Genomic DNA, 25,170 nt, shown 5'->3' with positions numbered 1-25,170 from the left:
TTTGCGGTGGCCATTGCTCCGGTGCGGTCCTGCCCTCCTTGTTCTCCCGCGAAGGCGGGAGCCCAGTCTGGGTCCCCGCCTTCGCGGGGAAACAAGGGCCGGGCGGTCGGCTTTGTTGGGAACACCACCCCGGCGGAGGCCGGGGCCCAACTGGAAAGGTGGTCGTAACGAGGCGCTGCCTCCCGTTAGCGACGTTGCCCAATTGGGCCCCGGCCTTCGCCGGGGTGGTTGGGGTGCAGCAGTTCGCTCTCAGCGGGACGTTCTCTAATGGCAGCCCCCTCCGGCGCCGGTCCCGCCCCTCTCGTCGGCGGTTCGCTCGCCCTCACCGCATTCGCGCTCGCGCTCGGTACCTTCATGCAGGTGCTCGACACGACGATCGCCAACGTGTCGCTCCCCACCATCGCCGGCAATCTCGGCGTTTCCAGCGACAACTCCACCTGGATCGTCACCGCCTTCGCCGTCGCCAACGGAGTCGCGGTGCCGTTGACCGGCTGGCTGATGGGCCGGTTCGGCGTGGTGCGGACGTTCTGCGTGTCCGTCTTCCTGTTCACGATCGCGTCGTTCCTGTGCGGGATCGCATGGGACCTGCCGTCGCTGATCGGCTTCCGCATTCTCCAGGGCGCGGTATCCGGACCGATGATCCCCGGCAGCCAGGCGTTGCTGATCGCGATCTTCCCCGTCCACAAGCGCTCGACCGCGCTCGGCATCTGGTCGATGACGACGCTCGTCGCGCCGATCATGGGGCCGATCCTGGGCGGCTACATCTCCGACAATTATCACTGGAGCTGGATTTTCCTGATCAACGTGCCGTTCGGGATGTTCTGCGCGTTCGTGTGCTGGAACAAGCTCGGCAAGCGCGACACGCCGACTCGGAAGCTGCCGATCGACCAGGTCGGGCTGATCCTGCTGGTGATCTGGGTTGGTGCGCTGCAGATCGTGCTCGATCTCGGCAAGAACGACGACTGGTTCGCCGCCGACCGGATCGTCATCGCCGCGGTCGTCGCCGCGATCGGCTTTGTCGGCTGGATCATCTGGGAGCTGACCGACGCCAACCCGGCGGTGAACCTGTCGCTGTTCAAGAGCCGCAACTTTACCATCGGGACGATTGCCTTCTGTCTCGGCTATGCGGTGTTCTTCGCCAACACGCTGCTGCTGCCGCTCTGGTTGCAGACGCAGCTCGGCTACACCGCGACCTGGGCGGGGCTGGTCGCCGCACCATCGGGCGCGGTGGCGGTGATCCTGACGCCGTTCGTCGCCCGGCTGAGCGGCAAGATCGACGCGCGTATCCTCGCCACGGTGGCGTTCGCATCGTTCGGCTACTCCTATTATCTCCGTTCGGGCTACACGACGGGCGCGAGCTTCTACGATTTGATGCTGCCGCTGATGGTGCAGGGGATCGCGATGAGCACGTTCTTCCTCGCCATGCTGACGATCTCGCTCGACCGTATCCCCGCGGAACGCTTGCCGTCGGCGACGGGCATCTCGAATTTCGCGCGGATCACCTCGGGCAGCTTTGCCGCGTCGATTATCACCACCGCCTGGGATCGTCGCGAGACGCTGCACCAGAGCCGGCTGTCGGAGGCGATCGGCACCGGTTCGCCCTACCAGATGGCGCAGGGCGCGCTGACGCGGATGGGGTTGACCGACGTGCAGGCGGCGGGCGCGATCACGCGGCAGATGGTGGCGCAGGCGTATCTGCTCGCGTCGACCGACCTGTTCCGAGTCTCGGCGTGGCTGTGCCTGGCGATGGTGATCATCGTCTGGTTCACGCGGCGTGCTAGTCCTCCGCAAGGGCCGATCGCAGCGGATTGATCGGTTCGGGTGTCGTTTCCTTACGACTGGCGGGCGATCGCGAGATTGCCCGCCAATTGAAACGTTATCGCAACCACTTGGCCCCTAACGCTCGCTTTACCAGAAACTTGAAATGCCTGTGGGGGGCCAGATACCATGAAGATCAATACCACCGCTTTGCGGATCGCCGCCGTATGCCTGTTGTCGACGGCAACGCCTGTGTGGGCCGGCGCACCGTTGACCTGCGTGCAGTCCGCCAGCAAGCCGCGACTGATGTGCGACGAGGGGGCCTGCATCCGCGTATCCGTCAAGGACCTGTGCGAAGCGGTTCGCGCATCCTATCCGGCCAAGCGCCGCAACCTGAAGCCGCTGCGTACCGACATGGACCCGGTCCGCGACGAGCTGACGCTGCTGATCGCCAGCGTCAGCTGACAAAGGCGAATGCGGCACCGGGGACGGTGACCGCCAGGCTGGTCGGGGCGAGAGTCCCGTCCGGCAGTATATCGAGCACAGTGACCCGGTGATCGCGTTCGTGGACGACGATCATCCGGCGCTCGGCTTCGAGGATCATGAAGAACCGCGGCGACAGGCCACCGCTGGCGACATGCTGGATCGGTGTCGCGTTGCCGTGCGCGTCCAGCGCAAAGACCGCGATGCTCTCATGCCCGCGGTTGGAGATATACAGCCGATCGCCCGCCGCATTGGCGCCGATGTGCGCGACGATGTTGGCGCCTTGCCACGCTGACGGCAGCGTCGGCACCGTGGCGCGTTCGCGCAAGCCGTCATCATTGAGATCCAGCACCACCAGCGCGCTCGTCAGTTCACAGGCGAGATAGGCCGTGCGCGGATGCCGTGGATGAAACAGCATGTGACGCGGACCCGATCCCGGTGACGCTGCGAAGGCGGTGTACGCCGGGCCCAGAATTCCTCGATCCGCGTCGAACGGAAACGCTTGTATTTCATCCGTTCCGAGGTCCGCGACATACAACGTCCGGTTGTCCGGACCGAAGCCGACCCAGTGCGCATGCGCGGTTTGTTGGCGTTCCAGGTTCGGGCCGCTGCCCCGATTAGCCTGCACGAACGGCGGAGCGATCGGCAGTCCCGCCTCGTCCAGCCGGTACAGCGCGGTGCTGCCGCTCATGTAATTGGCGACCGCGAGCCAGGATTGCGTGGCATCGAGCGCGACGTGGCACGGCGCCGCCCCGTCGGTCGTGGCCTGGGTTAGGCGGATCCACGTCGCCTCCGTGCGGCGGTAGGCACCGATCATCCCCTGTTCGCGCTCGTCGACCAGATACTGCAGGCCGAACCGCGACGACCAAGTGCCGAACGAGGCGTTCGATGCTTCGACATCAGGAGGGCCGATCGCTACCCCTTCGCCAGTATCGCGCAGCGGATAGAGGCCGCGTCCGCCACCACCGGCATAGGTACCGATCCAGCAGAATAGGGTTTGGGCGGACGGTGCTTCGGGCTCGATCATGGCACGTCGTCTACCGCGATTTTGCCGCACAGTCCTGCGCCGAGCACGGGCGTGTGGTCAGACCTTGAGCAAGGCGATCAGTTGCTCGCGGTACAACCCGGCGAGGTCTTCGTGCATCCGCGCGACGCCGGCGTTCGGCGCGCGCCGCGCGAGAACAGACTGATCGTCCATGCGGCGCTGTATCACGAAGGGCGAAGGAAGCACGTTCATTCCGGCCGTGGTGAACCTGTTGTGTTGCGGTCGACTTTCAGGAGAGGGTTAATCGCCTTCGCGTTCCTGCGGAAAACCGCGTTTCTCGGGCTGGCGTTGCCGTCGACCTTGGCCTACCGATCCGACATGGGCGATCTGGATAGACTGGTTCCTTCGGGGATCATCGAGCAATGGGTCTATCACCTGCGGCGACAGCGTTCGCGGGCGACGGATGCGATCTGGCTGATAGATCAGGGGTTTACGTTGCACGACGGGCAGGACGGCGTGCCGCAGCACGATGCGACCGCTCGCTGGCGCGCCGAGCAGGAAACGGTCGTCGCCGAAGTGACCGCACTGCTGGCACTGTACGACGGCATCAATCTCGGGACGGTCGACGTCGAAGAGACAGCCTAGCCGGCGTCACCGTAACTCTCGCGCATAAGCCGGCCGGTATGCTGTAGCGACGAGCTTTGCGGTGGTTCGGCATCGGCCATGCCGGCGACAAGTTCGGCCGATTCTGCCAGCTGCAGGTGATGCTCGCTGAGCAACGTGTGCGCGGTCCGCGCGGTCTCCGATTGCGACCGCCGCGCGAGCTGTTGTTCCTGTGCTGCGCGGTCCCGGTGATAGTCGACCTGCGCACGCCATGCCCGGGTCGACTCGGTCTCTGATAGGCCCTGGTCGGTCATGAAAGTCTCCAGCATTCAAGTCAGCTTGATGTGCATTGGTTGCTGGCGTGTTTCAGAAGTTGGTTAATGCGGTGGTCCGGTCGTCAGACAGGGTTGGGTGCGGATTGCCAGCCGCCACCCAATGCCCGGAACAGGTCGATCTGCGCGCCGGCGATCCGCGCGTCGGCGGCGGCCAGGTCCGTATCCGTGTCCGCCAGCGTGCGTTCGGCGTCGAGGACGTCGAGGAAATCGATCTGGCCTTCGCGCTGGCGAGCGCGGGTGATGCGGGCGGCGGTCGCGGCGTTGTCGTGCGCGGACTGTAGCTGCGTGCGGCGATCGAGTTCGCGGGCGTAGTTTGATAGCGCGGTCTCGGTTTCCTCGAGTGCGGTGAGGACGCTGCCGTCGAAATTGGCGAGTGCACCGCGCGAGTCCGCCTCCGCGCCGGCGATGCGCGCGCGTGCCGCCGACTGGTTGAGGGACCAGTTCAGCAGGGGGCCGAGCAGCCAGCGGATCGGGCCGCCGGTGAAGATGTCGCCGACGCTGAGTGCCGTCGAGCCGATCGACCCGCCGAGCGAGATCTGCGGATAGAGCTGCGAGGTCTGGACGCCGATCCGTGCGGTGGCCGCCGCAAGCCGGCGTTCGGCGGCGTGGACGTCGGGGCGGCGGGCTAGCAGTGTCGCGCCGTCGCCGATCGGGATCGGCTGGTCGAGGCGCGGCGTGGTGGTACGCGCGGCGGCGGTTGCGGGCAGGTCCTGCGGGGTGCGGCCGGTGAGCGTGGCAAGGCGGAACAATGCCGCCTGACGCTCGGCCTCGATCTGCGGGATGTTGGCGGCGCGCTGATCACGCAGGGCGGCGATCCGGACCTGGTCGAGGCGGGCTGCACGACCGGCGTCGACGCGCTTGCCGGTCAGCGTGTTCGACTTGTCGAGCAGGTCGACGATCCGCCGCGCGACCGCGAGGCGTTCGGCGGACGAGGCTGCGTCGACATAGGCGCGGGTTGTGGCGGCGACGATCGAGACGCGGACGGCGTCCGCATCGGCTTGCGCCGCGCCGACGTCACCGCGGGCTGCCTCGACGTTGCGGCGGACTCGGCCGGCGAGATCGACCTCGTAGCTGACGTCCAGGCCTACGTCGTAGGTGGCACGCTCGCGGTCGAGACCGGGCAGGTTCTGGAGTTGCGACGTGCGCGCGTAATTGCCGCTCGCGCCCGCGTTCACCTGGGGCTCACGGTCGGTCTTCGCGCCGCGCAGAGACGCGCGGGCGCTGTCGAGCCGGGCGACGGCGACGCGGAGGTCGGTGTTCGCCGCGAGCGCATCCGCGACGAGGCCGTCGAGAACCGGGTCGCGGTACATCCGCCACCAGTCGTTGTTGGGCGCGGTCGTGACGGTGGCTGCGTTGGCGGTGACGAACGACGCCGCCGCCTTGGGTGGGGTGATCGGCGCGACATAGTCGGGGCCGGCGGCGCAGGCGGCGAGCGTCAGCGCCGAGAGGCTCGCGAGGAGGGCGGACTTCATGATGCTGGTCCTATTCGGCTGGCTGAAGGGTCGCGGCGGGACCGTTGGTTTCCGGGGCTGGCTTGCGGCGTTCGAACCGCATCGCCAGCGCCCGCGCGACGACATAGAAGGTGGGGGTGAAGAGCAGACCGAACCCGGTCACGCCGATCATCCCGAAGAACACGGCGGTCCCAAGCGCCTGGCGGAGTTCCGCACCGGCACCGGTCGCGATCACCAGCGGCACGGCGCCGAGAATGAACGCGAAGCTCGTCATCAGGATCGGCCGCAACCGGTCCTTCGCCGCGCGCACTGCGGCCTCGACGGGGGTGAGGCCGTCCTGTTCCTCGGCCTGTTTGGCGAACTCGACCACGAGGATCGCGTTCTTCGCGGCGAGCGCAATCAGCACGACCAGGCCGATCTGCGTGAGGACGTTGTTGTCCATGCCCCGCAGGTTCACGCCGGTCATTGCGGCGAGCAGGCACATCGGCACGATCAGGATGATCGCGAGCGGCAACGTCAGGCTCTCGTACTGGGCGGCGAGCACGAGGAAGACGAACACCACCGCCATGCCGAAGACGAGCGCGGCGGTGCTGCCGGCGGCCTTTTGCTGGTAGGCGATGCCGGTCCATTCATGCGCGTAGCCGGCGGGCAGCGACGCATCGGCAAGCTTCTCCATCGCGACCAGCGACTGGCCGGACGAATAGCCCTTGGCGGTGTCCCCATCGACCTCGACCGCGGGGAACAGGTTGTAGCGGACCACGCGGTACGGGCCGGTCTTGTCCTTGAACGTCGAGACCGAGCCGACCGGGACCATCTGGCCCGAGTTAGAGCGCGTCTTCAGGTTGGCGATGTCCGCGGTGGTGTTGCGGAACGGTGCGTCGGCCTGCGCGGTGACGCGGTAGGTGCGGCCCAGCAGGTTGAAGTCGTTGACGAACGCCGAGCCGAGATAGACCTGCAACGCCTCGAACACGCGCTCGGGTGGGACGCCGAGAAGGTTGGCCTTGGCGCGGTCGACATCGGCGAAGATGCGCGGCGTGGCGGTGTCGAAGAACGTGTAGACCTGCGCGAGACCCTTGGTCTGGTTCGCCTGGCCGATCAGCGCGTAGCTCGTCTTGCCGAGGTCGGCGTAACCGTGCCCACCCTGGTCCTGCACCATCAGGCGATAGCCACCGGCCGAGCCGATACCCTGGATGAGGGGTGGCGGGACGATCAGCAGGCGTGCTTCGGTGATGTCGCCGGTCGCCTTCTGCGATTCCGCCATGATGCTGGCGAGCGTGACGCCGAGTTTCTTGCGCTCCTCAAAACTTTTCAGCGGGATGTACGCGGCGGCCGAGTTGGGGGCGAGCGTCTGCGACGGGCCGTCGAAGCCCGCGAGCATGACCGCGCCCTTGACCCCGGCGAGCGGCAGGATGCGCTTGGCGACCTTCTGCATGACTGCGTCGGTGCGCTCGACCGACGAGCCGGGCGGAAGCTGGATGACGGTCAGGAAGTAGCCCTGGTCCTGTGCGGGAACGAAGCCCGAAGGGGTGATCGTGAACACGCCGACCGTGACCGCGATCAGTGCGGCATAGGCGATCATCATGCGCTTCGGTGCGGTGACTAGGCGGGCGGTGAGGCGGGCATAGCTCTCGCTCATCCGCTCGAACCCGCGGTTGAAGGCATCGCCGGCGCGTCGCACGGTGCGGGTCAGGCGGTTGCCGGAGTCGGCGGGGGCAGTCGGCTTGAGGAGCATCGCGGCGAGTGCCGGCGACAGTGTCAGCGAGATGAGCAGCGAGATGATCGTCGCGGTCGAGATCGTCACCGCGAACTGGCGGTAGAACGCGCCCGAAAGCCCGGTGAGGAACACGGTCGGGATGAACACCGCGCACAGCACGAGCACGATCGCGACGAGCGCGCCCGACACTTCGTCCATCGACGTACGCGCCGCCTCCAATGGGGAGAGCCCGTGCTCGAGGTTGCGCTCGACATTCTCGACCACGACGATCGCGTCATCGACGACGATGCCGATCGCGAGGACGAGGCCGAACAGCGACAAATTGTTGAGGCTGTACCCGGCGGCGGCGAGCACCGCGAAGGTACCGATCAGCGAAACCGGGATCGCCACGATCGGGATGATCGCCGCGCGCCACTTCTGCAGGAAGACGAGGATGACGAGCACCACGAGGACCATCGCCTCGAAGAGCGTGTGCTTCACCGCGTCGATCGACTGCGCGATAAACTCGGTCGGGTTGTAGATGACCTTGTATTCGAGGCCCTTGGGGAAGCGCTTCGACATGCTTTCCATCTCGGCGGTGACGGCTTGTGCCGCGCCGAGGGCGTTCGAGCCGGGCCGCTGGAAGACCGCGGCGATGACGGTAGGCTTTCCGCTGAGATAGGTGTTGGCGCCGTAATCCTGCGCGCCGAGTTCGACGCGGGCGACGTCCGAGACGCGGACCTGGCGGCCTTGCGCGTCGGTGCGGATAACGACGTCGGCGAACTGCTTGGGATCGGTCAGGCGGCCCTGCGTCTCGACGTTGAGCTGGAACGCGCTGTTGCCCTTGTCATAGGGCGGTTGGCCGAGCGTACCGGCGGCGACCTGGACGTTCTGTGCGCGCAACGCGGCGACGATCTCGCCGGCGGTGAGGTCGAGCGCGGCGGCGCGGCCGGGATCGATCCAGACGCGCATCGAGTAATCACGCGCGCCGAACAGCTGCACGTCGCCGACGCCGTCGATACGGCTGAGGCGATCGCGGACCTGGGTCAGCGCGTAGTTGGAGATGTAGCCGCGATCGAGCGAGTTGTCGGGCGAGACGAGGTTCACCACCATCAGGAAGTCGGGCGACGTCTTGCGCGTCACCACGCCGAGACGCTGGACGTCTTCGGGCAGGCGCGGGACGGCGACCGCGACGCGGTTCTGGACGAGCACCTGCGCGGCGTCGAGGTTGGTGCCGATCTTGAAGGTGACGGTAATCGTCACCTTCCCGTCGCCGGTCGATTGCGACGACTGGTAGAGCATGTTGTCGACGCCGTTGATCTCCTGCTCGATCGGCGCGGCGACGGTTTCGGCGACCGTCTCGGCGGAGGCGCCGGGATAGGTCGCGCTGACGGTGACGGTGGGGGGGACGATGTCGGGATATTGCGACACCGGCAGCGTCATGTAGGCGATCGCACCGACGATCGTGATGATCACCGCGATCACGCCCGCGAAGATCGGTCGGGTGATGAAGAAGCGCGAGAAGCGCATGGGAATTTCCTCGGTAGAGGGGCGATCCGTCCGCGCACGCCCCGTCATCCTGACGAAAGTCAGGACCCAGGGTTACTCAGCGGGACGTCTCGAACTCTGGGTCCTGACGTTCGTCAGGATGACGGAATTTTGGTCGGGGTAACGACGTTACTTGGCGAGCGTGGCTTCACCCGAGATGGGCTGGACCAACGCCGGCGCGCTCGTACCCGAGGCGACCACGATCCGGCCGACCTTCGGCGCAACGGTCGCGCCGGGCATCGCCATCTGCGTACCCTGGATGATGATCCGGTCGTTTGGACCGATCCCAGAGCGCACGATCCGCAGGCCATCGACCACTGGCCCGAGTTCGACCGGCTTCTGGCTCACGACGTTCTTCGCATCGATCGTCAGCAGGACCTTCCGCGCCTGATCGGTCTGTACTGCATCGTCCGGCACCAGCAGCGCCTGCCGCGTTCCCGCACTGGCGAGGCGCATGTTCCCGAACATCCCCGGCGTCAGGAAATACCCCGGGTTGGCGAGCACCGCACGACCGCGAATGGTCCCCGAACGCTGGTCGAGCCCGTTGTCGGTGAAGTCGAGTTTTCCCTTCCAGCGATGCTCGGTCTCGTCCTGCAACTGGATCTCGACCGCCGCCGGGGTCGCACCCGGCTGACGCGCGCGCTGCGTCTTGAGATACAGCGCCTCGGAGCCGTCGAACGTGAAGTAGATCGGGTCCAGCGCGTTGATCGTCGTCAGCACAGTGCCGCCGGTGCCTTCGCCGCCCGCGACCTGGTTGCCGGCGTCGACGCGGCGATCGGAAATGCGACCGCTGATCGGGGCGCGAACCTGCGTGAAGCCGACATCCAAGGCGCGGGCACGTTCGCGAGCCTGCGCGGCGGCGAGTGCGGCCTGCGCTGCTTCGAGCCGACCGCGGAGTGCGTCGACTTCGCCTGCGGAGACCGCTTCGTCGGCAACGAGGCGTTGTGCGCGACCCAGATCGGTACGGGCTAATGACAAGGCGCTGAGTGCACTGGCGACGTTTGCATGTGCCTCGGCCAGAGCAGCCGCAAACGGGCGGGAATCGATCGTGAAGAGCAACTGCCCCTTGCTGACGATCTCGCCGTCGCGGAAGTGGATGCCGGTGACTTCGCCCGCGACCCGTGGGCGGATCTCGACGGTGCGGCTCGGTGCGAACCGGCCGACATAATCGTCCCACTCGCTGACCTGCCGGACGAGCGGCGACGCCACCGTGACGGAGGCGGGCGGGGGTGCCGCCATCGCCGCGTCGGGATGATCGAACATCTTAACGCCGACTGCACCGAGCAACGCAATCGGCACGAGCACCATCGCGCCGCGCTGCCACGCCGGCCGTCGGTGACGGTCCGCGGGCGGCGACGCGACGACGTCGGCGTCGTTCGCGGCCGTGATCGTGGTAAGTTGGTTCACGCTGCGATGCTCCGCTTCTGCTGGATGCCGACGCGCATGCCGGTCACGCTCTCGACGAGCGTTTCGATCTGTGCCTCGGCAAAGCCGGCGGCGAGGAAGCCCTGGATCTCGGCCATCGGCAGCGCGAAGCCACGGCGCCAGGCGTACACGGCCATCCGCCGCAGCGCCTCGAGCCGGGGGTCGGCGAGCCGCGATGCGGTGCTAAGGCCGAACAGGCTGCCCATCGCCCGCGACATGCGGCTCGGGCCGGACAGGCTGCGCAACGTGTCGCGCTTGGCGAGCGCGATGACGCTCCATTCCAGCGCGGAAAAGCCGGTCGGGGCAGGGGCTGCCACGGCCTGAGCGCGGCTGGTGACGGGCGAAGCGAACATGTTGTCGAGGTCGAGATAAGCCATGGGATTGTCCCCCTTTTGATCTTGGGCAAGCGCTTGCCTTCGTCGGTGGACGGTCCACCGACGCCAGCTGGTCGCAGGGCGTGCGCGGTCGTTGCCGGCACATCACCGTGCCGCGCTTGCCCGCTTGGAATTTTCGAAAGTTCGGCCGAAGCCTAGGTTTTAACCGTGGTCATGGGTTGGTGTCCCCGGTTGCCCCATCCGAAGTAGGAGAGAGCTTCGATACCAGTCGGTATATAAACCTGGCGTTCATCTAGTCAACAAGACTTTTGTACCGGCCGGTATTTTTTCCCGCAGCGCGGCAGAAACCGTGTCTATTTGGTTGGCCACATGAGCATGCTGGTCTCGACGAGTTGCTGGAGCTCGGTGCAGCTAGCGCCCGAGCCGGCCTGGATCGACAGCCCCTGCATGATCGCGAAGAGGTAGCGCATCAGCGCGTGCGACTCGAGGCCTTCGGGAAACTCGCCCGCCGCCTTGGCTTCGTCGAACCGCTTCATCAGCGCGGCTTCGGACGACGCGCGACGCTTGGCGACCTCGGCCTTGATCGGCTCGGCTTCCGCGCTGCACGCGACGCTGCTGATGACGCTCAGGCACCCTTTGGGATCGCAGGTGCTCATCTGCATCTGTAGTGCGCCGCGCAGGAGGTTTTCCGCTACGGCACGTGCGGTCGGCGCGTCGAGCGCGGACGTCATATAGGCGAGCTTCTCGCGCTCGTAGAGGTCGAGCGCCTTGTGGAACAGCGCCTCCTTGTTGCCGAACGCCGCATAGAGACTGGGCTTGGTTATCCCCATCTCGGCGGTCAGTTCCGCCATCGATGCGCCCTCATAACCGTTGCGCCAGAACACGCGCAGCGCACCCGCCAGCGCCTCGTCGAGATCGAACTCGCGGGGGCGGCCCTTGGGGGCGGTGAGCGTGCAAAGCCTATTCATACCGTTCGGTATATAGGGTAAAAGCGTAAAAGGTCCAGTGACTGGAATATGTTGGTAGGACGCCTCTCCGAGCGGGCAAGCCGGCATGTTGGCGAACGCGATCCGTGCAACCAAAAGCCGGGGCACCGGTTGAAACTTCAACCAAATGGTAACGCGATAGAGGAGCGAGACGATGGCGGACGACTTCAAACAGGCAGTCGATGACGGTGCAACCGCGAGCAAGGCGGCAACCGACCACGCGGCGGGTGCGGCCAAAGGCGCTGCGGACACGATGCGCGCGAACGCCGACAAGGCGCGCGAGGCTTTCTCCGAGAAGGTCGTCGATCCGGCGCGGCGTGCAGGCGAGGCGATGAAGGAGTCCGGCGGCAAGATTGCCGAGGGCGGCGCGACGATCGGCAAGGCGATGATCGACCAGGCCGAGCAGAACGCGCGCGAGGCGTTCGCGGCGATGCGCGAGGCGGCGAGCGCCAGCGACTTGACCCAGGTGATGAAGATCCAGGGCGATTACCTGCGCGAGCAAAGCCAGCGCAGCATGAGCCAGGCGCGTGAGATCGGCGAAATGATCATGAAGTTCGGCAAGGATGCCGTCGCACCGTTGCAGGGCGGCGGAATCAAATAGGTAATCCGGCTTACTCGCCGCCCTCGATTGCGAGGTGGAGCGGCGTACGGACGAGCAAGAACGCCGCCGCTCCGACACTATGACGGAGCGGCGGCGGACCAGCCTCAATTATTTCTGGCTTAGACGAACAGTCCGACGAGCAGATACGTCCCCGCGCCGATCAACCCGGCGGCGGGCAGCGTCAGTGTCCAGGCGACGACGATGTTGCTCGCGACGTTCCAGCGGACGGCGGACAAGCGCCGGGCAGCACCGACGCCGACGATCGAGCCGGTGATGGTGTGGGTCGACGAGACCGGGATGCCCCAGAACGTCGCGGCGAACAGCGTGATCGCGCCGCCGGTCTCTGCGCAGAAGCCTTGCGCAGGCGTCAGGCGGGTAATCTTGGAGCCCATCGTGTGGACGATCCGCCAGCCACCCGACAGCGTGCCGAGCGCCATCGCCGCCTGGCAGGAGAGGACGACCCAGAGTGGCACGTGGAATTCGCCGCCAAGCAGGCCCTGCGAGTAGAGCAGGACGGCGATGATCCCCATGGTCTTCTGCGCGTCGTTGCCGCCGTGGCCGAGCGAGTAGAGCGCGGCGGAGATCAACTGGAGTTTGCGGAAGCGCTTGTCGACGCCGAGCGGGGTGAGCTTGAGGCTGGTCCAGGCGACGGCGAGCACCAGCACCAGCGCGAGCATCAGACCGATCGCGGGCGAGGCGAAGATCGCGACGACGGTCTTGATCACGCCGCTCCAGACGATCGCGCCGAAGCCGATCTTGGCGATGCCGGCCCCCAGGAGCCCGCCGATCAGTGCGTGGCTGCTGCTCGACGGGATGCCGAGCACCCAGGTGATGACGTTCCACGCGATCGCCCCCATCAGCGCGGCGAAGATCACCTGCGCGTCGATGACGTTGGCCTGAATGATCCCGGTGCCAACGGTCTGCGCGACGTGGAGGCCGAAGACCGCGAACGCGATGAAGTTGAAGAACGCGGCCCAGAGGACGGCGTATTGGGGTTTCAGGACGCGGGTCGAGACGACGGTGGCGATCGAGTTCGCCGCGTCGTGAAGGCCGTTCAGGAAGTCGAACAGCAGCGCGATGCCGATCAGGCCGATGAGGAGGGGGAGGGAGAGGATCATGCGCGGCCGCCTGTTGACGCGTTCGCATGGTAAACCACCGCAGCATGCCACCCTAACTCACCACCCCGGCGAAGGCCGGGGCCCAGCGGGAGAGGTCGCAGTAACCGTGCGCCGCCCTCCGCCACAACCGTCCCCCAACTGGGCCCCGGCCTTCGCCGGGGAGGGGTACCTATCGATGACCGCCCATCAAGCATGGTCGATAACCAGCCCCTGGATCTCGTTCGCGACATCCTCGAAGCGGTCGACGATCTTTTCCAGGCTGCTGTAGATCTCGCGGTTGATGATGAAGGTCATCGGGTCCGCACTGATCTTCGAGGCCTGGAACAGCGCGCGCAGGCCGGTGTCGTGGATGTCGTCGGCATGCCCCTCGATCTGGATCAGCCGCGCGGTCAGGTCGTGCAGGCGCCCCGCATTGGTGCCGAGCGAGCGGAGCAGCGGGATCGCTTCCGCGGTGATCCGTGCGGCCTCGACGATGATGCCGGCCATGTCGCGCATCTCTGGCGAGAATGCGGTGACCTCGTACAGCGCGATCGCGTTAGCGGTGCCGTTCATCTGGTCGATCGCGTCGTCCATCACGCCGATCAAATCCGTGATCGCGCTGCGGTCGAACGGCGTCACGAATACGCGGCGGACGTCTTGGAGAACCTCCCGCGTGATATCGTCGGCCTCGTGCTCGCGCTTGACGATCTCGGCGATCTGACCCTCGATCGAGCCTTCGCCGTGGAGCAGCCGTGCGAGCGCATCGGCGCCGGCGACCAGGGTCGCGGCATGCGCGTCGAACAGTTCGAAGAACCGTCCCTGCTTCGGCATCAGCGACTGGAACCAGCCCAGCATCGGAATTCTCCTTTTCGCGCTCGTGCGCACGACGGGTAAGATACGTTGCGCGAGCGACGCCGGGATCGGCGGCTCACGGAAAGCAGCGATCAGCGCCTTCAGGCCGGGCTCATTGACAGCCTCTGCCGCGCGATCAAGCGTAAACCAGCGTGTGTCGCGTTGATGACGCTCGGGCCAGTCCTCCACCTGCTCGACGAATGCTAGCGGAAACACGGTGACGATCATGTCGCGGTAGCGCCCGGTGCGGCGGCGTTTGCGATAGGCGAATTGCCCCACGGGCGATGGGCAGGGGATGCCGCGGATGCCGGCTTCCTCATACGCTTCCTGCGCGGCCGCCTCGTGGCTTGCGAGCCCGACGATAGGATTGCCCTTGGGGATCACCCAGCGACCGGTATCGCGCGAGGTGATCAGCATCACACGGGCGTGGCCGGCTTCGTCGATCACATAGGGAAGTGCCGCAATCTGCTGGATGGTCCGGGTCCTGGCACCCGTGGAATCACGGGGTAATCCGGGAGCTTATACGTGCGAAACCGGTAAGAACAGCGCCACGAACGTAGGCTGATCTGGGTTAGGACGGGATGGATTCCGTCCCATTCCCGGACGGCGCATATTTAACCATTTTTGCTGCTGGTCGAATTAGTAAACGCCGCGTTAACGTTTGCATCATGACCAGACGCCTAGTCCTTACCAACGAAGCCGCCCGCCATCCGCTACGCCGGTCTTTGCCGCCGCCAGTGATCGCGAGCACGAAGAACGACGATCAGGACGTGAAGCTTTTCTTGCTGAGCTTCGCGGCGTTCTTCACCTGTTTCTACAGCTTCATTTTCTGACAATATCCCGTTCGCCCTGAACGAAGTCGAAGGGCACGTCCCGGGTGAAGGTGCTTCGACTTCGCTCAGCACGAACGGATGCAAGTGGACCGGTTAACGAGCTAGCCCCTCAGCGTCGGCAAACACCCGATCGCGTCGTCGTCGCAGGCCCGGTGCAGTTTCTGCGCGAGCCATGCCGAGACGAGGCACATCGCTGCCACGAGAAACAGCATGTCCTCGGGCGTCACGCCCATCGCGGTGATACCGATGACGAGGATCGAGCCGATCGTCATCGCGCCTGAATTGACGACATTGTTCGCCGCCACGGTGCGCGCGGTCTGGTCCTTCTCGACGGTCGTCGTCAGGAACGCATAGAGCGGCACGACGAACATCCCGCCGGTGATCGCGATCGCCAGCAGCGTCGCCAGCACGGGGATCGCACCCGGCTGATGGATGAATCCGGCCCAATCGTAATAATGCCCCGGAGCCGCGGGCGTCCAGTTGCGCGCGAGGAACGAGAACAGCACGACGAACCCGCCCATCGCGATCACCGACGCGGGCGAGAACTTCGCCGAGATGCGTCCACGCAGCATCGAGTTGATCACGACGGAACCGATCGCGACCCCGACCGAGAACACCGCGATCACGAAGCTGGCGACTCGCTCGTCGGCGGTCAGCACGTTCTTCACCAGCGGCGGGAAGACGATGATCAGCACCGCACCGATCGTCCAGAAGAAGCTGATCGCGACGATCGCCAGGAACAGCCGCGGGATGTGCAGCGTCGCGCTGATCAACCGCCACGAGGCGGTGAACGGGTTGTAGTCGAGCTTGAGCGGGGGGCCTTCGCGCGGTGCTGGCGGCACCTGACGACCCGCGAACCAGCCGATCACCGCGACGACCAACACGCTGGCGGCGGCGCCCTCGATCGGGATCCAGCCGGCGGTTACCGTGCCGAGCAGGATCGCGAGATACGTCCCGGCCTCCACGAGGCCAGTGCCGCCGAGCACGTCGCACGGTTTAAGATGCTGCGGCAGGATCGCGTATTTGATCGGGCCGAAGAAGGTCGAATGCACGCCGAGGCACAGCACCGCGCCGAGCATTAGCCCGATTCCGAGCGACGGATGCCCGGCGCGCGCGACCATCAACCCGGTCGCGCCGAGCAGCATGATGCCGATCTCGACCGTCTTCACGATCCGGATGATCCGCGCCTTGTCATGGCTGTCCGCCAGTTGCCCAGCGAGCGCGGACAGCAGGAAGAACGGCAAGATGCCGAGTCCCGTCGCCAGCGCGTTGAAGTTCGCCTCCATCTTCGGGTCGTTGAAGACGGCATAGGTGGCGAACAGGACCATCGAGGTCTTGAACAGGTTGTCGTTGAACGCGCCGAGAAACTGCGTGGTGAACAGGGGCAGGAAGCGACGTTGCTTCAGCAACCCAAGGGCATTGAGCATGCGAGAAATCGCCCAGATCGTTGCGAAAATACGCCAAACCCTTAGCTGAGCGCCATGCCCACGCCAACGCTTAAACCGGTTTCGCCCCGCGACCGACCGGTATAGAGGTGGTGGGTGCTGAGCTTGCCTAACCTCCTGACATTGTCGCGGATCGTCGCGGTACCCCTGCTGGTCTGGTTCCTGTGGTGGCCCGACTGGGAGGCTGGGTACGGCATCGCCTTCGTGCTGTACTGCCTGATGGGCATCACCGATTATTTCGACGGTTATCTCGCGCGGTCGAGCGGTGCGGTGTCGCGGTTGGGGATCTTTCTCGATCCGATCGCCGACAAGATCATGGTCGCCGCGGTGATCCTGATCCTGGTCGGTACGCGCGATATCGCCGGGATCCACGTGATCGCCGCGCTGGTGATCCTGTTGCGCGAGATCGCGGTGTCGGGACTTCGCGAGTTCCTGGCGCAGGTACAGGTCTCGGTGCCCGTATCGCAGCTCGCCAAGTGGAAGACGACGCTGCAGCTCGTGTCGCTCGGCGGGATCATACTCGGCGGCTCGGTGCCCGAGATGGTCTGGGTGCATAATGTCGGCATCGTCGCCTTGTGGGGCGCGGCCGTCCTTACGTTGCTGACCGGGTGGGATTATCTCCGCGTCGGCCTGAAGCACATGGACTGAAAATGACGGTACGAATGGTGTATTTCGCCTGGGTGCGCGAGCGTATCGGCACGGGTGAAGAGTCGGTCGAGCCGCCGGCGAGCGTCGTGACGGTGGCTGATCTGGTCGACTGGCTGGCCGAGACAAGCCCAGCACATGCCGGCGCATTCGAGAACCGATTGCGGTTGCGTGCGGCGATCGATCAGGATTTCGTGCCGCTCGATACGCCGATCGGTCGCGCGCAGGAGATCGCGATCTTCCCACCGGTGACCGGCGGATGATCCACATTTCGGTTCAGCAGTCTGCGATCGATATCGCTGCCGAGATGGCGCGCGCGGAGGCGGCAGGCGCGGGGGCGGTGGCGACGTTCACCGGGCTGGTGCGTGCTGACGACGGTGTGGGGACGCTCGAACTCGAGCATTATCCTGGCGCGACTGAAGCGGCATTGCTGAAAGTTGCCGAGGGAGCGGTTGAGCGCTGGGCGCTGAGTACGGCGATCATAGTACACCGCGTTGGGCCGATGTCTCCGGGTGAGCGGATCGTGTTCGTCGCGGCGACGGCTGCGCATCGCGGGGCAGCGCTCGAGGCCTGCGCGTATCTGATCGATCGCCTGAAGACCGACGCCCCGTTCTGGAAGCGTGAGACGCGAGGTGCGACGGCAAGCTGGGTCGAAGCGCGCGATGGCGATAACGCGGCGGCTGCACGCTGGGATAAGCCGCAGGGCTAAACTAAAGTATGTTCTCCTGCAAAGGCAGGAGCCCAGACTGGTTCCCCGCCTTCGCGCGGAAACGACATGCGGGCCACGACCTTTGTAAAAGTCGCAGCCCGCAATTCAATCAGCCGAGCTTCGGAACGCTCATGCCGTTGGTCAGGTGGACGACGCCGTTCGTCTCCTTGATATCGGCCGTATCGACGTACGACTTGATTCCGGCGGTGTCGGTCAGCTCGATATTGCCGTTCGGACCAAGCGAAGCGATCAGCGGCTGGCCCGCGAGCGTGGTCAGCGTCGCCTTGCCACCGCCAGCGGTGATCTGCGCCTTCAGCTGGTCCGAGGTCACCGCACCAGCGATAACGTGATACTTGATGATCGTTGCCAGCGTGGGGGCGGATTCAGGCTTCAGCAGCGTATCGAGCGCACCGGCAGGCAATCGCGTGAAGGCCTCGTCGCTAGGCGCGAAGACGGTGAACGGACCGGGACCTGCCAGCGTCGTCTGCAATTTGGCCGCCGTGACCAGCTTGGTCAGCGTCGCGCGGTTCGGCAGGGTCGGCAGCGCGGCGGCAATAGTCGTCGTCGGTGCCGCTGCCGGTGCCGCGGGAGCTGCTGCGGCTGGCGCTGCGGGGGTCTGTGTCGCGGTCGTCTCGACCGGCGCGGTCTGCGCGGACGCACCTGCGGCGAAGATCATGCTCGAAGCGACTGCAATGAGAAGGTTGGTCTTAACAGTCATCTGCAACTCCAGATATTGTGGATGGGACGAATGAAACTCGAACGAAGAGATTTGGGTAACGGACAGTCGATCTCAACGATTATGCCGACGATTTGTAGCGTATGTGCGATGAAACGAGCATTGCACTGCCCGGATCAGCTCAATTTCGGCACGATCACACCGTTGACTACATGCACGACGCCGTTCGACTGTCGGACATCGGCCGTTTCCACATAGCTCTTGTTGCCGTTGACGTCGGTGAGCGCGATCACGGCGCCGACCATCGTCGCAGTGATCGGATCGCCCTCGACCGTGGTCAGCGTCGCAGTGCCGCCGCCCGCCGTGATGCGCTGGCGCAGATCGTCGGCGGTAATGACGCCCGGCACGACGTGGTAGGTCAGCACCTTGGTGAGCGAGGCCTTGTTTTCGGGCTTCAACAGCGTGTCGACCATCCCAGGTGCGAGCCGCCCGAATGCGTCGTTGGTGGGCGCGAACACGGTGAAGGGGCCGGGACCGGATAGCGTGCCGACCAGGTCTGCTGCTTTGACCGCGGCGACCAGAGTCGACAGGTTGGGGGCGGCCGACGCGTTGTCGACGATCGTCCGGGTCGCCATCATCGGCACGCCGCCGACGGTCGGGTTGGCGACCGCGGGCGGGCCGTTCGGGACCGACAGCGCGGGATTGGTAGACGGACTGGCCACGTCGTCCTTCGATTTGCCACTGCACGCAGCAAGCGCCAGCGCGCTGGTGATCAGCAGTAGCGGAAGCGTCTTCGACATCATCGGGTCTCCAGCGGGAACTCGCGAACCATACGATCGAACGCCGAGTTGGTTGCGCAAGCGTGCCGATCTCGGGGTGAGGCGCGCCCCTACTGAATGTCGGCCAGCGCCTTCGCCATCAGCCTGAAGTCCTTCTCGCGGGGGCTCGCGCGCCGCCACACCAAGGCTATCCGCCGCACTGCGTTGATCTCGTCGAGCGGCCGCGCCGTGATGCTGGTGTTGTCGAGGATGCCCGCCTTGATCGCCATTTCGGGCAGCATCGTGATACCGAGGCCGTTGTCGACCATCTGCACGATTGTATGCAGCGACGTGCCGAGCATCGTCGCTTCCGCACGCAGTTCGGGCCGATTGCAGGCGCCGAGCGCATGGTCCTTCAGGCAATGCCCGTCTTCAAGCAGCAGCAACCGCGTCTCGTCGATCACCGAGGCGGGGATTGCGGGAAGTGCGGAGGGGACCTCGCCCGAAGGATACGCCACGAACAACCGATCCTCGAACAAGGTTTCCGACGTCACCTCGCCGCATGCGTAGGGAAGGGCCAGCAGCACGCAATCGGTGCGGCCGTTGTGAAGACCCTCGCACGCTGGACCGCTCGCCTCCTCGCGCAGGAACAGCTTCAGGTCGGGATAGTCCTTCCGCAGCCGTGGCAGGATCCTCGGCAGCATGAACGGCGCGATCGTCGGGATGACGCTCATCCGCATGTCGCCGGACAATGGCTGGCCGGCGGCGCGCGCCATGTCGCCTAGTTCCTCCGCCTCGCGCAGCACACGCCGCGCCTTGTCGGCGATCCCGTCGCCCAGCGGCGTGAACCGCACGACTCGCCGGGTGCGCTCGACCAGGACCACGCCAATCAGCGTTTCGAGCTCGCGAAGGCCCGCCGACAGCGTCGATTGCGTCACGAAACACGCCTCCGCGGCACGTCCGAAATGGCCGTGGTCCTTCAGCGCAACCAGATATTGCAACTGTTTCAACGTGGGTAGGTAGGTCGCAGCCATTAATCGCCTCTATCGATCATCAGATGATAAATAGAGCGTTGGATCGATTACACCAGCCCCCTATACCGCAATGCACAACAACCGAGCGGGCCAACCGCCGCCTTTGAGGATGCCTGGAGCCAAGTTTAATTCCAGGAGGCTTCCATCATGTTGACCATCGGCGACCAGTTCCCCTCGATGACCATTCCCGTCCAGCAGGGCATTGCAGCGCTGCCCGCCGGCGAGACGCTCGACCTGACGACGGCATATCCCGGCAAGTGGAAGGTGCTGTTCTACTGGCCAAAGGACTTCACGTTCGTGTGCCCGACCGAGATCGTCGGCTACAGCGACATCCGCGGCGATTTCGAGGACCGCGATGCCATCCTGATCGGCGCGTCGACCGACACCGCGCACGTCCACCTCGCCTGGCGCAAGTCGGACGCGGACCTTGCCGCAGCAGACTTCCCGTGGCTCGCGGATAACGGCGCGAAGCTCGCCGACGCGCTCGGCATCGTCGACAAGAACGAGCATGTCGCGTTCCGTGCGACCTTCATCATCGACCCCGACAACGTGATCCAGGCGGTCCAGGTCAACGGCCTGAACGTCGGCCGCAACCCCGCCGAGACGCTCCGCGTGCTCGACGCACTGCAGACCGACGAGCTTTGCCCGTGCAACTGGAACAAGGGCGACGACGTCCTCCAGCTCGCTGCGTAACTGAAACTCCCCTCCCGCTTGCGGGAGGGGTTGGGGGAGGGCGTGTCCACACGGGCCGCCCTCTCTTTTTGTCTCCAGTCCCTCCCCCAACCCCTCCCGCAGGCGGAAGGGGAGCAAAAGGAATTATCATGTCGCTCAAGGAATTTGCGGGTACGCTGCCCGACTACGCCAAGGACATCCGTCTCAACGTCGGCTCGCTGCTGAACGAGACGCATCTGTCCGACCAGCGCAAATACGGCCTGCTGCTTACGTGCGCGCACGGCTCGGGCTACAAGCCGCTGGTCGAGGCCGCCGAGGCCGAATGCGCGCCGAAGCTCTCGCCGGAAGCCGCGAACGCGGCGCGCGCGGCGGCTGCGGTGATGGCGATGAACAACGTCTATTACCGGTTCACGCACCTCGCCGGGAACCAGGAATACCGCAACATGCCCGCCAAGCTGCGGATGAACGTGATCGGCCAGCCCGGCATCGACAAGGTCGATTTCGAGCTGTTCAGCCTCGCCGTGTCGGCGATGAACGGCTGCGGCATGTGCATCGACAGCCACGAGCAGATTTTGAAGAAGGCCGGCGTGACCGCGGAAGCGATCCAGACGTCGGTGCGGATCGGCGCGGTGATGGCCGCGGTCGCGACGGTCCACGCGACGTTGTGAAGTAATCCCCCTCCCAAACCGCTTCCGTCATCCTGACGAAAGTCAGGATCCAGAGCCAAGACGGTAGCGCCCGATACTCTGGATCCTGGCGTTCGCCAGGATGACGGGAGCGAGTTTGGCGGGGGAAGGACTTAGTGCCAGATCGCGCGGTATAGGCCGAACAAACTCGTGATCGTCAGGATCACACCGACCAGCACCATCAGCGTCTTCGCCGGCACGCGCTTCGCCAGCATCGCGCCGAACGGTGCCGCCAGCACGCCGCCGATCAACAGCCCCACGGTGGCCTGCGTGAACGCCGCCCAGCCAAGCTGCGTGATGAACGTCGCCGAGATCGTCGCGGTCAGGAAGAATTCCGCGGTGTTGACCGTACCGATCGTGGTCCGCGGCGACGCGCCCTGCACCAGCAGGTTCGACGTCACCACCGGCCCCCAGCCGCCACCGCCCGCCGCGTCGAGGAACCCGCCGACCAGCCCGAGCGGCTCGACGATCTTCGGCTCCTTCTGCTTGGGCGGATAGCGCAAGCCCCGGTATAGCAGATACACGCCGATCGACGTCAGATACGCGAGGATGAACGGTTTCGCCGTGCTCGCATCGATGTTCGACAGCACGTACGCGCCCAGCACGCCGCCGATCACGCCCGGGATCATCAACCGCAGGAACAGCGTCCAGTTGACGTTCTTGTGCAGCACATGGCTGATCCCCGACACTGCGGTGGTGAAGGTCTCGACGGTATGCACGCCCGCCGACGCCGCAGCCGGTGGCACGCCGACCCAGAGCAGCAGCGTGTTCGAGATCACCCCGAACGCCATCCCCAGCGCGCCATCGACGATCTGCGCGGCGAACCCGACCAGGATGAACGGCAATAGCGTCTCGAAGTTCAAGGTCGTCAGGTCGAACATCGGCATCCCCTCAATATTCCGCCCAGACTGCAACGTGCGGGCTTATCCCACAACAAAGATAGGCTTTACCCCGATCCCGGCAGTCCGATGTGGGGGCCTGAGGCGGCCCTTGCGCCCGGTTCTGGAAATCGGTCGTTCGATACCCTAGATACGGAAATCGCGAAGGGGACTGCGGATGTCGAGCGGATTACTGGCCTATCTGGATTCGATCCGCGCCCGCGATCCCGCCCCGCATTCGCGCGCCGAAATCATGCTGTATCCCGGCGTCTGGGCGCTCGGCTATCACCGCATCGCGCACCGCCTGTACAAGGCGAAGCTCTATTTCCTCGCGCGCTGCGTCAATCACTGGTCGCGCTTCACGACGGCGATCGACATCCATCCGGGTGCGACGATCGGCCGCAATTTCTTCATCGACCACGGTTTCGTCGTGATCGGCGAGACCGCGGAGATCGGCGACGACGTCACGATCTACCAGTGCGTCACGTTAGGCGGCACCAGCCCCGACAACGGCGTGCAGGGCAAGCGCCACCCGACCATCTCCGACGGCGCGATCATCGGTTCGGGCGCGCAGGTGCTCGGCCCGATCACGCTCGGCAAGCGCTCGCGCGTCGGCGCCAACGCGGTCGTCACGCGCGACGTGCCGGCGGGAACGACGGTGGTCGGCATCCCCGCGCGCGCGACGACGATAGAGGGTGGCAACGCGCCCGAGGTGCCGCGCTTCGTGCCTTACGGTACGCCGTGCAGCGAGATGTTCGATCCCGCCACGCAGAAGATGGAGATCATGCGCTGCGAGCTGGAGACGATGCGCAAGCGGCTCGACGCGCTGCTCGCCGACGAACATCCAGAGGACCGCCGCGACCGTGCATGATGAGTGATAGCTGATGGGCGTCGTACCTTTTCCCACACCGTCCAAGGCGACGCAGGTCGGCTTCGAACGCCTTGAACTGAACCGGATCCTGGACCTTTACGGCCGGATGGTCGCGGCGGGCCACTGGCGCGACTATGCGATCGATCTCGGCAAGGACGCCGCGGTGTTCGCTGCCTTCCGCCGGGCCGCGGAACGGCCGGAGTTCAGGATCGAGAAGCGCCCGTCGTTGCGTAACAAGCAAGGGATGTGGGCGCTGATCGGCGAGGCCGGCGCGGTGGTTAAGCGCGGGCATGAGCTCGGGCCGGTGCTGGCGCCAGTCGAGCGACGGTTTATGAAACTGGTCGAGGAATAGGGCGAGAATTCCTGATCCTCCCCCGCAAGGGGGAGGTGGCAGGCGCTTGCCTGACGGAGGGGGCGGATACGGAACCGAGGTTTCCCTTTCCTCCCCCTCCGTCTGGCAAGGGCCAGCCACCTCCCCCTGGCGGGGGAGGATTTAGACGATCAGACCAGCACCGGAGCCGTCGCTCGGTCAGCTTCCCCGAACACACGCAGATACCGCGCGATTTCGCTCGGCTCGCCGGTCGCCTTGGCCGGATTATCCGACAGCTTCACCGCCGGCCGCCCATTCGCCTCGATCACCTTGCAGACCAGCGAGATAGGCTCCAGCGCCGCCGCCCCATCGGGATCGCAACCGCGGAAGTCGTTGGTCAGGTTGGTCCCCCAGCCGAAGCTCATCCGCACCCGCCCGTGGAAGTGTCGATACGTCTGCTCGATCGTGTCGATGTCCATCCCATCGGAAAAGATCAGCAGCTTGGTCTTCGGATCGACGCCCTGCTCCTCCCACCAGCGGATGATCTGCTCGCCGCCCGCGATCGGCGGCGCGCTGTCGGGACGGAAGCCGGTCCACTCCGCTAGCCAATGCGGCGCGTTGCGCAGGAACGCGGTCGTCCCGAACGCGTCGGGGAGGGCGATCAGCAAATTGCCGTTATAATGTTGCCGCCAATGCTCGAGCACGCGGTACGGCGCCTCGGCAAGCTCGGCGTCGCTGTCGGCCAGCGCGGCGGTCACCATCGGCAGTTCATGCGCGTTCGTGCCGATCGCTTCGAGGTCGGCGTCCATCGCGAGCAGCACGTTGGAGGTACCGATGAACCGGTCGCCGAGCCCTTCCTTCAGCGCCTCGACGCACCATCGCTGCCACAGGAATCCGTGCCGCCGTCGCGTGCCGAAGTCCGACAGCACCAGGTCGGGCAGTTCGCGCAGCCGCTCGACCTTCTCCCACAGCTTGGCCTTGGCGCGCGCGTAGACGATGTCGAGTGCGAACCGGCCGCGATCGCGCAGGGCGGCGCGCGACTTCAGCTCGTTGATGATCGTCAGCGCGGGGATTTCCCACATCGTCGTGTGAGTCCACGGGCCCTCGAAATGCAGCTCGTACTGCCCGTCGACTTTCCGCAGGTCGTAGGCGGGCAGCTGAAACTCGGCGAGCCAGGCGAGGAACTCGGGCCCGAACATCTTCTGCTTCCCGTAGAAGCTGTTGCCCGCGAGCCAGATCAGCTCCTTCTTCGCGAACCGCAGCGTCCGCGCATGATCGAGTTGCGCGCGCAGTTCGTCCTCATCAACGATCTCCGCCAGCCGCACGGTCTTCGTCCGGTTGATCAGCGCGAAGGTGGCGCTGACGTCCGGATACACCTGCCGGATCATCTGCAACATGAGCAGCTTGTAGAAATCGGTGTCGAGCAGGCTGCGCACGATCGGATCGAGCCGGAAATTATGATTGTACGTCCGGGTGGCGATATCGGTCACGGCCATGCGCA

General features: G+C 65.4%; 27 protein-coding genes. 12 read left to right on the top strand and 15 right to left on the bottom strand.

What is annotated here, in order from left to right:
• Positions 1–267 precede the first annotated feature (267 nt).
• Both O6W96_RS07630 and O6W96_RS07625 read left to right on the top strand, forming a co-directional pair.
• A complete protein-coding gene (locus tag O6W96_RS07630; protein ID WP_107962793.1) occupies positions 268–1,812 on the top strand; it encodes a DHA2 family efflux MFS transporter permease subunit in 1,545 nt (514 codons plus the stop codon).
• A gap of 135 nt (positions 1,813–1,947) precedes the next feature.
• Complete coding sequence (locus O6W96_RS07625) at positions 1,948–2,223, top strand: hypothetical protein (RefSeq protein ID WP_353468988.1); 276 nt, start codon at positions 1,948–1,950, stop codon at positions 2,221–2,223.
• Here O6W96_RS07625 and O6W96_RS07620 read toward each other — a convergent pair.
• Positions 2,216–3,268, bottom strand: coding sequence for a lactonase family protein (locus O6W96_RS07620; RefSeq protein WP_353468987.1), 1,053 nt, complete (start codon positions 3,266–3,268; stop codon positions 2,216–2,218). The genes O6W96_RS07625 and O6W96_RS07620 overlap by 8 nt on opposite strands.
• 336 nt (positions 3,269–3,604) lie before the next feature.
• Between O6W96_RS07620 and O6W96_RS07615 the strand changes: the two genes are divergently transcribed.
• Positions 3,605–3,871, top strand: coding sequence for a hypothetical protein (locus O6W96_RS07615; RefSeq protein ID WP_353468986.1), 267 nt, complete (start codon positions 3,605–3,607; stop codon positions 3,869–3,871).
• Here O6W96_RS07615 and O6W96_RS07610 read toward each other — a convergent pair.
• The 6 genes from O6W96_RS07610 to O6W96_RS07585 all read right to left on the bottom strand — a co-directional run bounded on the left by O6W96_RS07610 (position 3,868) and on the right by O6W96_RS07585 (position 11,584).
• Positions 3,868–4,143 carry a hypothetical protein gene (locus O6W96_RS07610; RefSeq protein WP_353468985.1) on the bottom strand — a complete coding sequence of 92 codons (276 nt, stop codon included), beginning with the start codon at positions 4,141–4,143 and terminating at the stop codon, positions 3,868–3,870. The two genes, O6W96_RS07615 and O6W96_RS07610, sit on opposite strands and share 4 nt — an antisense overlap.
• Before the next feature lie 83 nt (positions 4,144–4,226).
• Positions 4,227–5,636, bottom strand: a complete 1,410-nt coding sequence (locus O6W96_RS07605) for an efflux transporter outer membrane subunit (RefSeq protein WP_353468984.1) — start codon at positions 5,634–5,636, stop codon at positions 4,227–4,229.
• 10 nt (positions 5,637–5,646) lie between these two features.
• A complete protein-coding gene (locus O6W96_RS07600) occupies positions 5,647–8,838 on the bottom strand; it encodes an efflux RND transporter permease subunit (RefSeq protein WP_353468983.1) in 3,192 nt (1,063 codons plus the stop codon).
• Between the two features lie 147 nt (positions 8,839–8,985).
• Entirely contained in the window at positions 8,986–10,263 is a 1,278-nt protein-coding gene (locus O6W96_RS07595; RefSeq protein WP_435372196.1) for an efflux RND transporter periplasmic adaptor subunit, read from the bottom strand.
• The gene (locus tag O6W96_RS07590; protein WP_353468982.1) at positions 10,260–10,658 is read right to left on the bottom strand and encodes a hypothetical protein; all 399 of its coding nucleotides are present in this window, start codon (positions 10,656–10,658) and stop codon (positions 10,260–10,262) included. The genes O6W96_RS07595 and O6W96_RS07590 overlap by 4 nt, the downstream gene beginning before the upstream one ends.
• Positions 10,659–10,969: 311 nt before the next feature.
• Entirely contained in the window at positions 10,970–11,584 is a 615-nt protein-coding gene (locus O6W96_RS07585; RefSeq protein ID WP_353468980.1) for a TetR/AcrR family transcriptional regulator, read from the bottom strand.
• Positions 11,585–11,756: 172 nt separating this feature from the next.
• Here O6W96_RS07585 and O6W96_RS07580 point away from each other — a divergent pair, with 172 nt between their 5' ends.
• A complete protein-coding gene (locus O6W96_RS07580; RefSeq protein ID WP_353468979.1) occupies positions 11,757–12,203 on the top strand; it encodes a phasin family protein in 447 nt (148 codons plus the stop codon).
• A gap of 119 nt (positions 12,204–12,322) precedes the next feature.
• On the opposite strand, the gene O6W96_RS07575 is transcribed toward O6W96_RS07580, so the two are convergent.
• Positions 12,323–13,321 carry an inorganic phosphate transporter gene (locus tag O6W96_RS07575; RefSeq protein ID WP_353468978.1) on the bottom strand — a complete coding sequence of 333 codons (999 nt, stop codon included), beginning with the start codon at positions 13,319–13,321 and terminating at the stop codon, positions 12,323–12,325.
• Positions 13,322–13,507: 186 nt separating this feature from the next.
• Complete coding sequence (locus tag O6W96_RS07570) at positions 13,508–14,626, bottom strand: DUF47 family protein (RefSeq protein WP_353469382.1); 1,119 nt, start codon at positions 14,624–14,626, stop codon at positions 13,508–13,510.
• Positions 14,627–14,820: 194 nt separating this feature from the next.
• On the opposite strand from O6W96_RS07570, the gene O6W96_RS07565 reads away from it, so the two are divergent.
• Positions 14,821–14,985: a hypothetical protein gene (locus tag O6W96_RS07565; protein ID WP_181321159.1), complete on the top strand. Its 165-nt coding sequence runs from the start codon at positions 14,821–14,823 to the stop codon at positions 14,983–14,985.
• 101 nt (positions 14,986–15,086) lie between these two features.
• Here O6W96_RS07565 and O6W96_RS07560 read toward each other — a convergent pair whose 3' ends face one another.
• Complete coding sequence (locus tag O6W96_RS07560) at positions 15,087–16,412, bottom strand: MFS transporter (protein ID WP_353468977.1); 1,326 nt, start codon at positions 16,410–16,412, stop codon at positions 15,087–15,089.
• A 114-nt stretch (positions 16,413–16,526) separates the two neighbouring features.
• Here O6W96_RS07560 and pgsA point away from each other — a divergent pair, with 114 nt between their 5' ends.
• The 3 genes from pgsA to O6W96_RS07545 are packed head-to-tail and all read left to right on the top strand — an operon-like array spanning position 16,527 to position 17,784.
• Positions 16,527–17,078 (top strand): CDP-diacylglycerol--glycerol-3-phosphate 3-phosphatidyltransferase, encoded by a 552-nt coding sequence (gene pgsA, locus O6W96_RS07555; protein WP_192974756.1) that lies wholly within the window; start codon positions 16,527–16,529, stop codon positions 17,076–17,078.
• Between the two features lie 2 nt (positions 17,079–17,080).
• Entirely contained in the window at positions 17,081–17,338 is a 258-nt protein-coding gene (gene moaD, locus O6W96_RS07550) for a molybdopterin converting factor subunit 1 (RefSeq protein ID WP_353468976.1), read from the top strand.
• Positions 17,335–17,784, top strand: a complete 450-nt coding sequence (locus tag O6W96_RS07545) for a molybdenum cofactor biosynthesis protein MoaE (protein ID WP_353468975.1) — start codon at positions 17,335–17,337, stop codon at positions 17,782–17,784. The genes moaD and O6W96_RS07545 overlap by 4 nt, the downstream gene beginning before the upstream one ends.
• Positions 17,785–17,893: 109 nt before the next feature.
• On the opposite strand, the gene O6W96_RS07540 is transcribed toward O6W96_RS07545, so the two are convergent.
• From O6W96_RS07540 to O6W96_RS07530, 3 genes are all read right to left on the bottom strand, one after another.
• Entirely contained in the window at positions 17,894–18,502 is a 609-nt protein-coding gene (locus tag O6W96_RS07540; RefSeq protein WP_353468974.1) for a fasciclin domain-containing protein, read from the bottom strand.
• Between the two features lie 134 nt (positions 18,503–18,636).
• On the bottom strand, positions 18,637–19,263 hold the full coding sequence (locus O6W96_RS07535; RefSeq protein ID WP_435372195.1) for a fasciclin domain-containing protein: 627 nt from the start codon (positions 19,261–19,263) through the stop codon (positions 18,637–18,639).
• 86 nt (positions 19,264–19,349) lie between these two features.
• A complete protein-coding gene (locus O6W96_RS07530) occupies positions 19,350–20,252 on the bottom strand; it encodes a hydrogen peroxide-inducible genes activator (protein WP_353468972.1) in 903 nt (300 codons plus the stop codon).
• A 147-nt stretch (positions 20,253–20,399) separates the two neighbouring features.
• Between O6W96_RS07530 and O6W96_RS07525 the strand changes: the two genes are divergently transcribed.
• The gene (locus O6W96_RS07525; protein ID WP_353468971.1) at positions 20,400–20,945 is read left to right on the top strand and encodes a peroxiredoxin; all 546 of its coding nucleotides are present in this window, start codon (positions 20,400–20,402) and stop codon (positions 20,943–20,945) included.
• A gap of 128 nt (positions 20,946–21,073) precedes the next feature.
• Positions 21,074–21,592 (top strand): carboxymuconolactone decarboxylase family protein, encoded by a 519-nt coding sequence (locus tag O6W96_RS07520; RefSeq protein ID WP_128454214.1) that lies wholly within the window; start codon positions 21,074–21,076, stop codon positions 21,590–21,592.
• A gap of 131 nt (positions 21,593–21,723) precedes the next feature.
• Here O6W96_RS07520 and O6W96_RS07515 read toward each other — a convergent pair whose 3' ends face one another.
• Positions 21,724–22,491 carry a sulfite exporter TauE/SafE family protein gene (locus tag O6W96_RS07515; protein ID WP_435372194.1) on the bottom strand — a complete coding sequence of 256 codons (768 nt, stop codon included), beginning with the start codon at positions 22,489–22,491 and terminating at the stop codon, positions 21,724–21,726.
• A gap of 175 nt (positions 22,492–22,666) precedes the next feature.
• On the opposite strand from O6W96_RS07515, the gene epsC reads away from it, so the two are divergent.
• Positions 22,667–23,359, top strand: coding sequence for a serine O-acetyltransferase EpsC (epsC, locus tag O6W96_RS07510; protein ID WP_056057758.1), 693 nt, complete (start codon positions 22,667–22,669; stop codon positions 23,357–23,359).
• 13 nt (positions 23,360–23,372) lie between these two features.
• Positions 23,373–23,711, top strand: coding sequence for a DUF2794 domain-containing protein (locus tag O6W96_RS07505; protein WP_353468969.1), 339 nt, complete (start codon positions 23,373–23,375; stop codon positions 23,709–23,711).
• A gap of 149 nt (positions 23,712–23,860) precedes the next feature.
• Here O6W96_RS07505 and pncB read toward each other — a convergent pair whose 3' ends face one another.
• Entirely contained in the window at positions 23,861–25,165 is a 1,305-nt protein-coding gene (gene pncB, locus O6W96_RS07500; protein WP_353468968.1) for a nicotinate phosphoribosyltransferase, read from the bottom strand.
• Positions 25,166–25,170 lie beyond the last annotated feature (5 nt).

The sequence above is a fragment of the Sphingomonas faeni genome (assembly GCF_040407495.1).
Classification (GTDB): Bacteria; Pseudomonadota; Alphaproteobacteria; order Sphingomonadales; family Sphingomonadaceae; genus Sphingomonas; species Sphingomonas faeni_D.
The sequence above is the reverse complement of the archived record's forward strand: the minus strand, read 5'-3'. Positions and strand labels throughout refer to the sequence as shown.

Excerpts from the sequence above, each read along its gene's own strand:
- O6W96_RS07535 (WP_435372195.1), bottom strand. The coding sequence starts at position 19,263 with ATGATGTCGAAGACGCTTCCGCTACTGCTGATCACCAGCGCGCTGGCG.
- O6W96_RS07610 (WP_353468985.1), bottom strand. The coding sequence starts at position 4,143 with ATGACCGACCAGGGCCTATCAGAGACCGAGTCGACCCGGGCATGGCGT.
- O6W96_RS07625 (WP_353468988.1), top strand. The coding sequence starts at position 1,948 with ATGAAGATCAATACCACCGCTTTGCGGATCGCCGCCGTATGCCTGTTG.
- O6W96_RS07520 (WP_128454214.1), top strand. The coding sequence starts at position 21,074 with ATGTCGCTCAAGGAATTTGCGGGTACGCTGCCCGACTACGCCAAGGAC.
- O6W96_RS07545 (WP_353468975.1), top strand. The coding sequence starts at position 17,335 with ATGATCCACATTTCGGTTCAGCAGTCTGCGATCGATATCGCTGCCGAG.
- O6W96_RS07600 (WP_353468983.1), bottom strand. The coding sequence starts at position 8,838 with ATGCGCTTCTCGCGCTTCTTCATCACCCGACCGATCTTCGCGGGCGTG.
- O6W96_RS07605 (WP_353468984.1), bottom strand. The coding sequence starts at position 5,636 with ATGAAGTCCGCCCTCCTCGCGAGCCTCTCGGCGCTGACGCTCGCCGCC.
- pncB (WP_353468968.1), bottom strand. The coding sequence starts at position 25,165 with ATGGCCGTGACCGATATCGCCACCCGGACGTACAATCATAATTTCCGG.
- O6W96_RS07620 (WP_353468987.1), bottom strand. The coding sequence starts at position 3,268 with ATGATCGAGCCCGAAGCACCGTCCGCCCAAACCCTATTCTGCTGGATC.
- O6W96_RS07585 (WP_353468980.1), bottom strand. The coding sequence starts at position 11,584 with ATGAATAGGCTTTGCACGCTCACCGCCCCCAAGGGCCGCCCCCGCGAG.
- O6W96_RS07630 (WP_107962793.1), top strand. The coding sequence starts at position 268 with ATGGCAGCCCCCTCCGGCGCCGGTCCCGCCCCTCTCGTCGGCGGTTCG.
- O6W96_RS07575 (WP_353468978.1), bottom strand. The coding sequence starts at position 13,321 with ATGATCCTCTCCCTCCCCCTCCTCATCGGCCTGATCGGCATCGCGCTG.
- O6W96_RS07615 (WP_353468986.1), top strand. The coding sequence starts at position 3,605 with ATGGGCGATCTGGATAGACTGGTTCCTTCGGGGATCATCGAGCAATGG.
- O6W96_RS07580 (WP_353468979.1), top strand. The coding sequence starts at position 11,757 with ATGGCGGACGACTTCAAACAGGCAGTCGATGACGGTGCAACCGCGAGC.
- epsC (WP_056057758.1), top strand. The coding sequence starts at position 22,667 with ATGTCGAGCGGATTACTGGCCTATCTGGATTCGATCCGCGCCCGCGAT.
- O6W96_RS07540 (WP_353468974.1), bottom strand. The coding sequence starts at position 18,502 with ATGACTGTTAAGACCAACCTTCTCATTGCAGTCGCTTCGAGCATGATC.
- O6W96_RS07530 (WP_353468972.1), bottom strand. The coding sequence starts at position 20,252 with ATGGCTGCGACCTACCTACCCACGTTGAAACAGTTGCAATATCTGGTT.
- moaD (WP_353468976.1), top strand. The coding sequence starts at position 17,081 with ATGACGGTACGAATGGTGTATTTCGCCTGGGTGCGCGAGCGTATCGGC.
- O6W96_RS07560 (WP_353468977.1), bottom strand. The coding sequence starts at position 16,412 with ATGCTCAATGCCCTTGGGTTGCTGAAGCAACGTCGCTTCCTGCCCCTG.
- O6W96_RS07565 (WP_181321159.1), top strand. The coding sequence starts at position 14,821 with ATGACCAGACGCCTAGTCCTTACCAACGAAGCCGCCCGCCATCCGCTA.
- O6W96_RS07505 (WP_353468969.1), top strand. The coding sequence starts at position 23,373 with ATGGGCGTCGTACCTTTTCCCACACCGTCCAAGGCGACGCAGGTCGGC.
- O6W96_RS07525 (WP_353468971.1), top strand. The coding sequence starts at position 20,400 with ATGTTGACCATCGGCGACCAGTTCCCCTCGATGACCATTCCCGTCCAG.
- O6W96_RS07515 (WP_435372194.1), bottom strand. The coding sequence starts at position 22,491 with ATGTTCGACCTGACGACCTTGAACTTCGAGACGCTATTGCCGTTCATC.
- O6W96_RS07590 (WP_353468982.1), bottom strand. The coding sequence starts at position 10,658 with ATGGCTTATCTCGACCTCGACAACATGTTCGCTTCGCCCGTCACCAGC.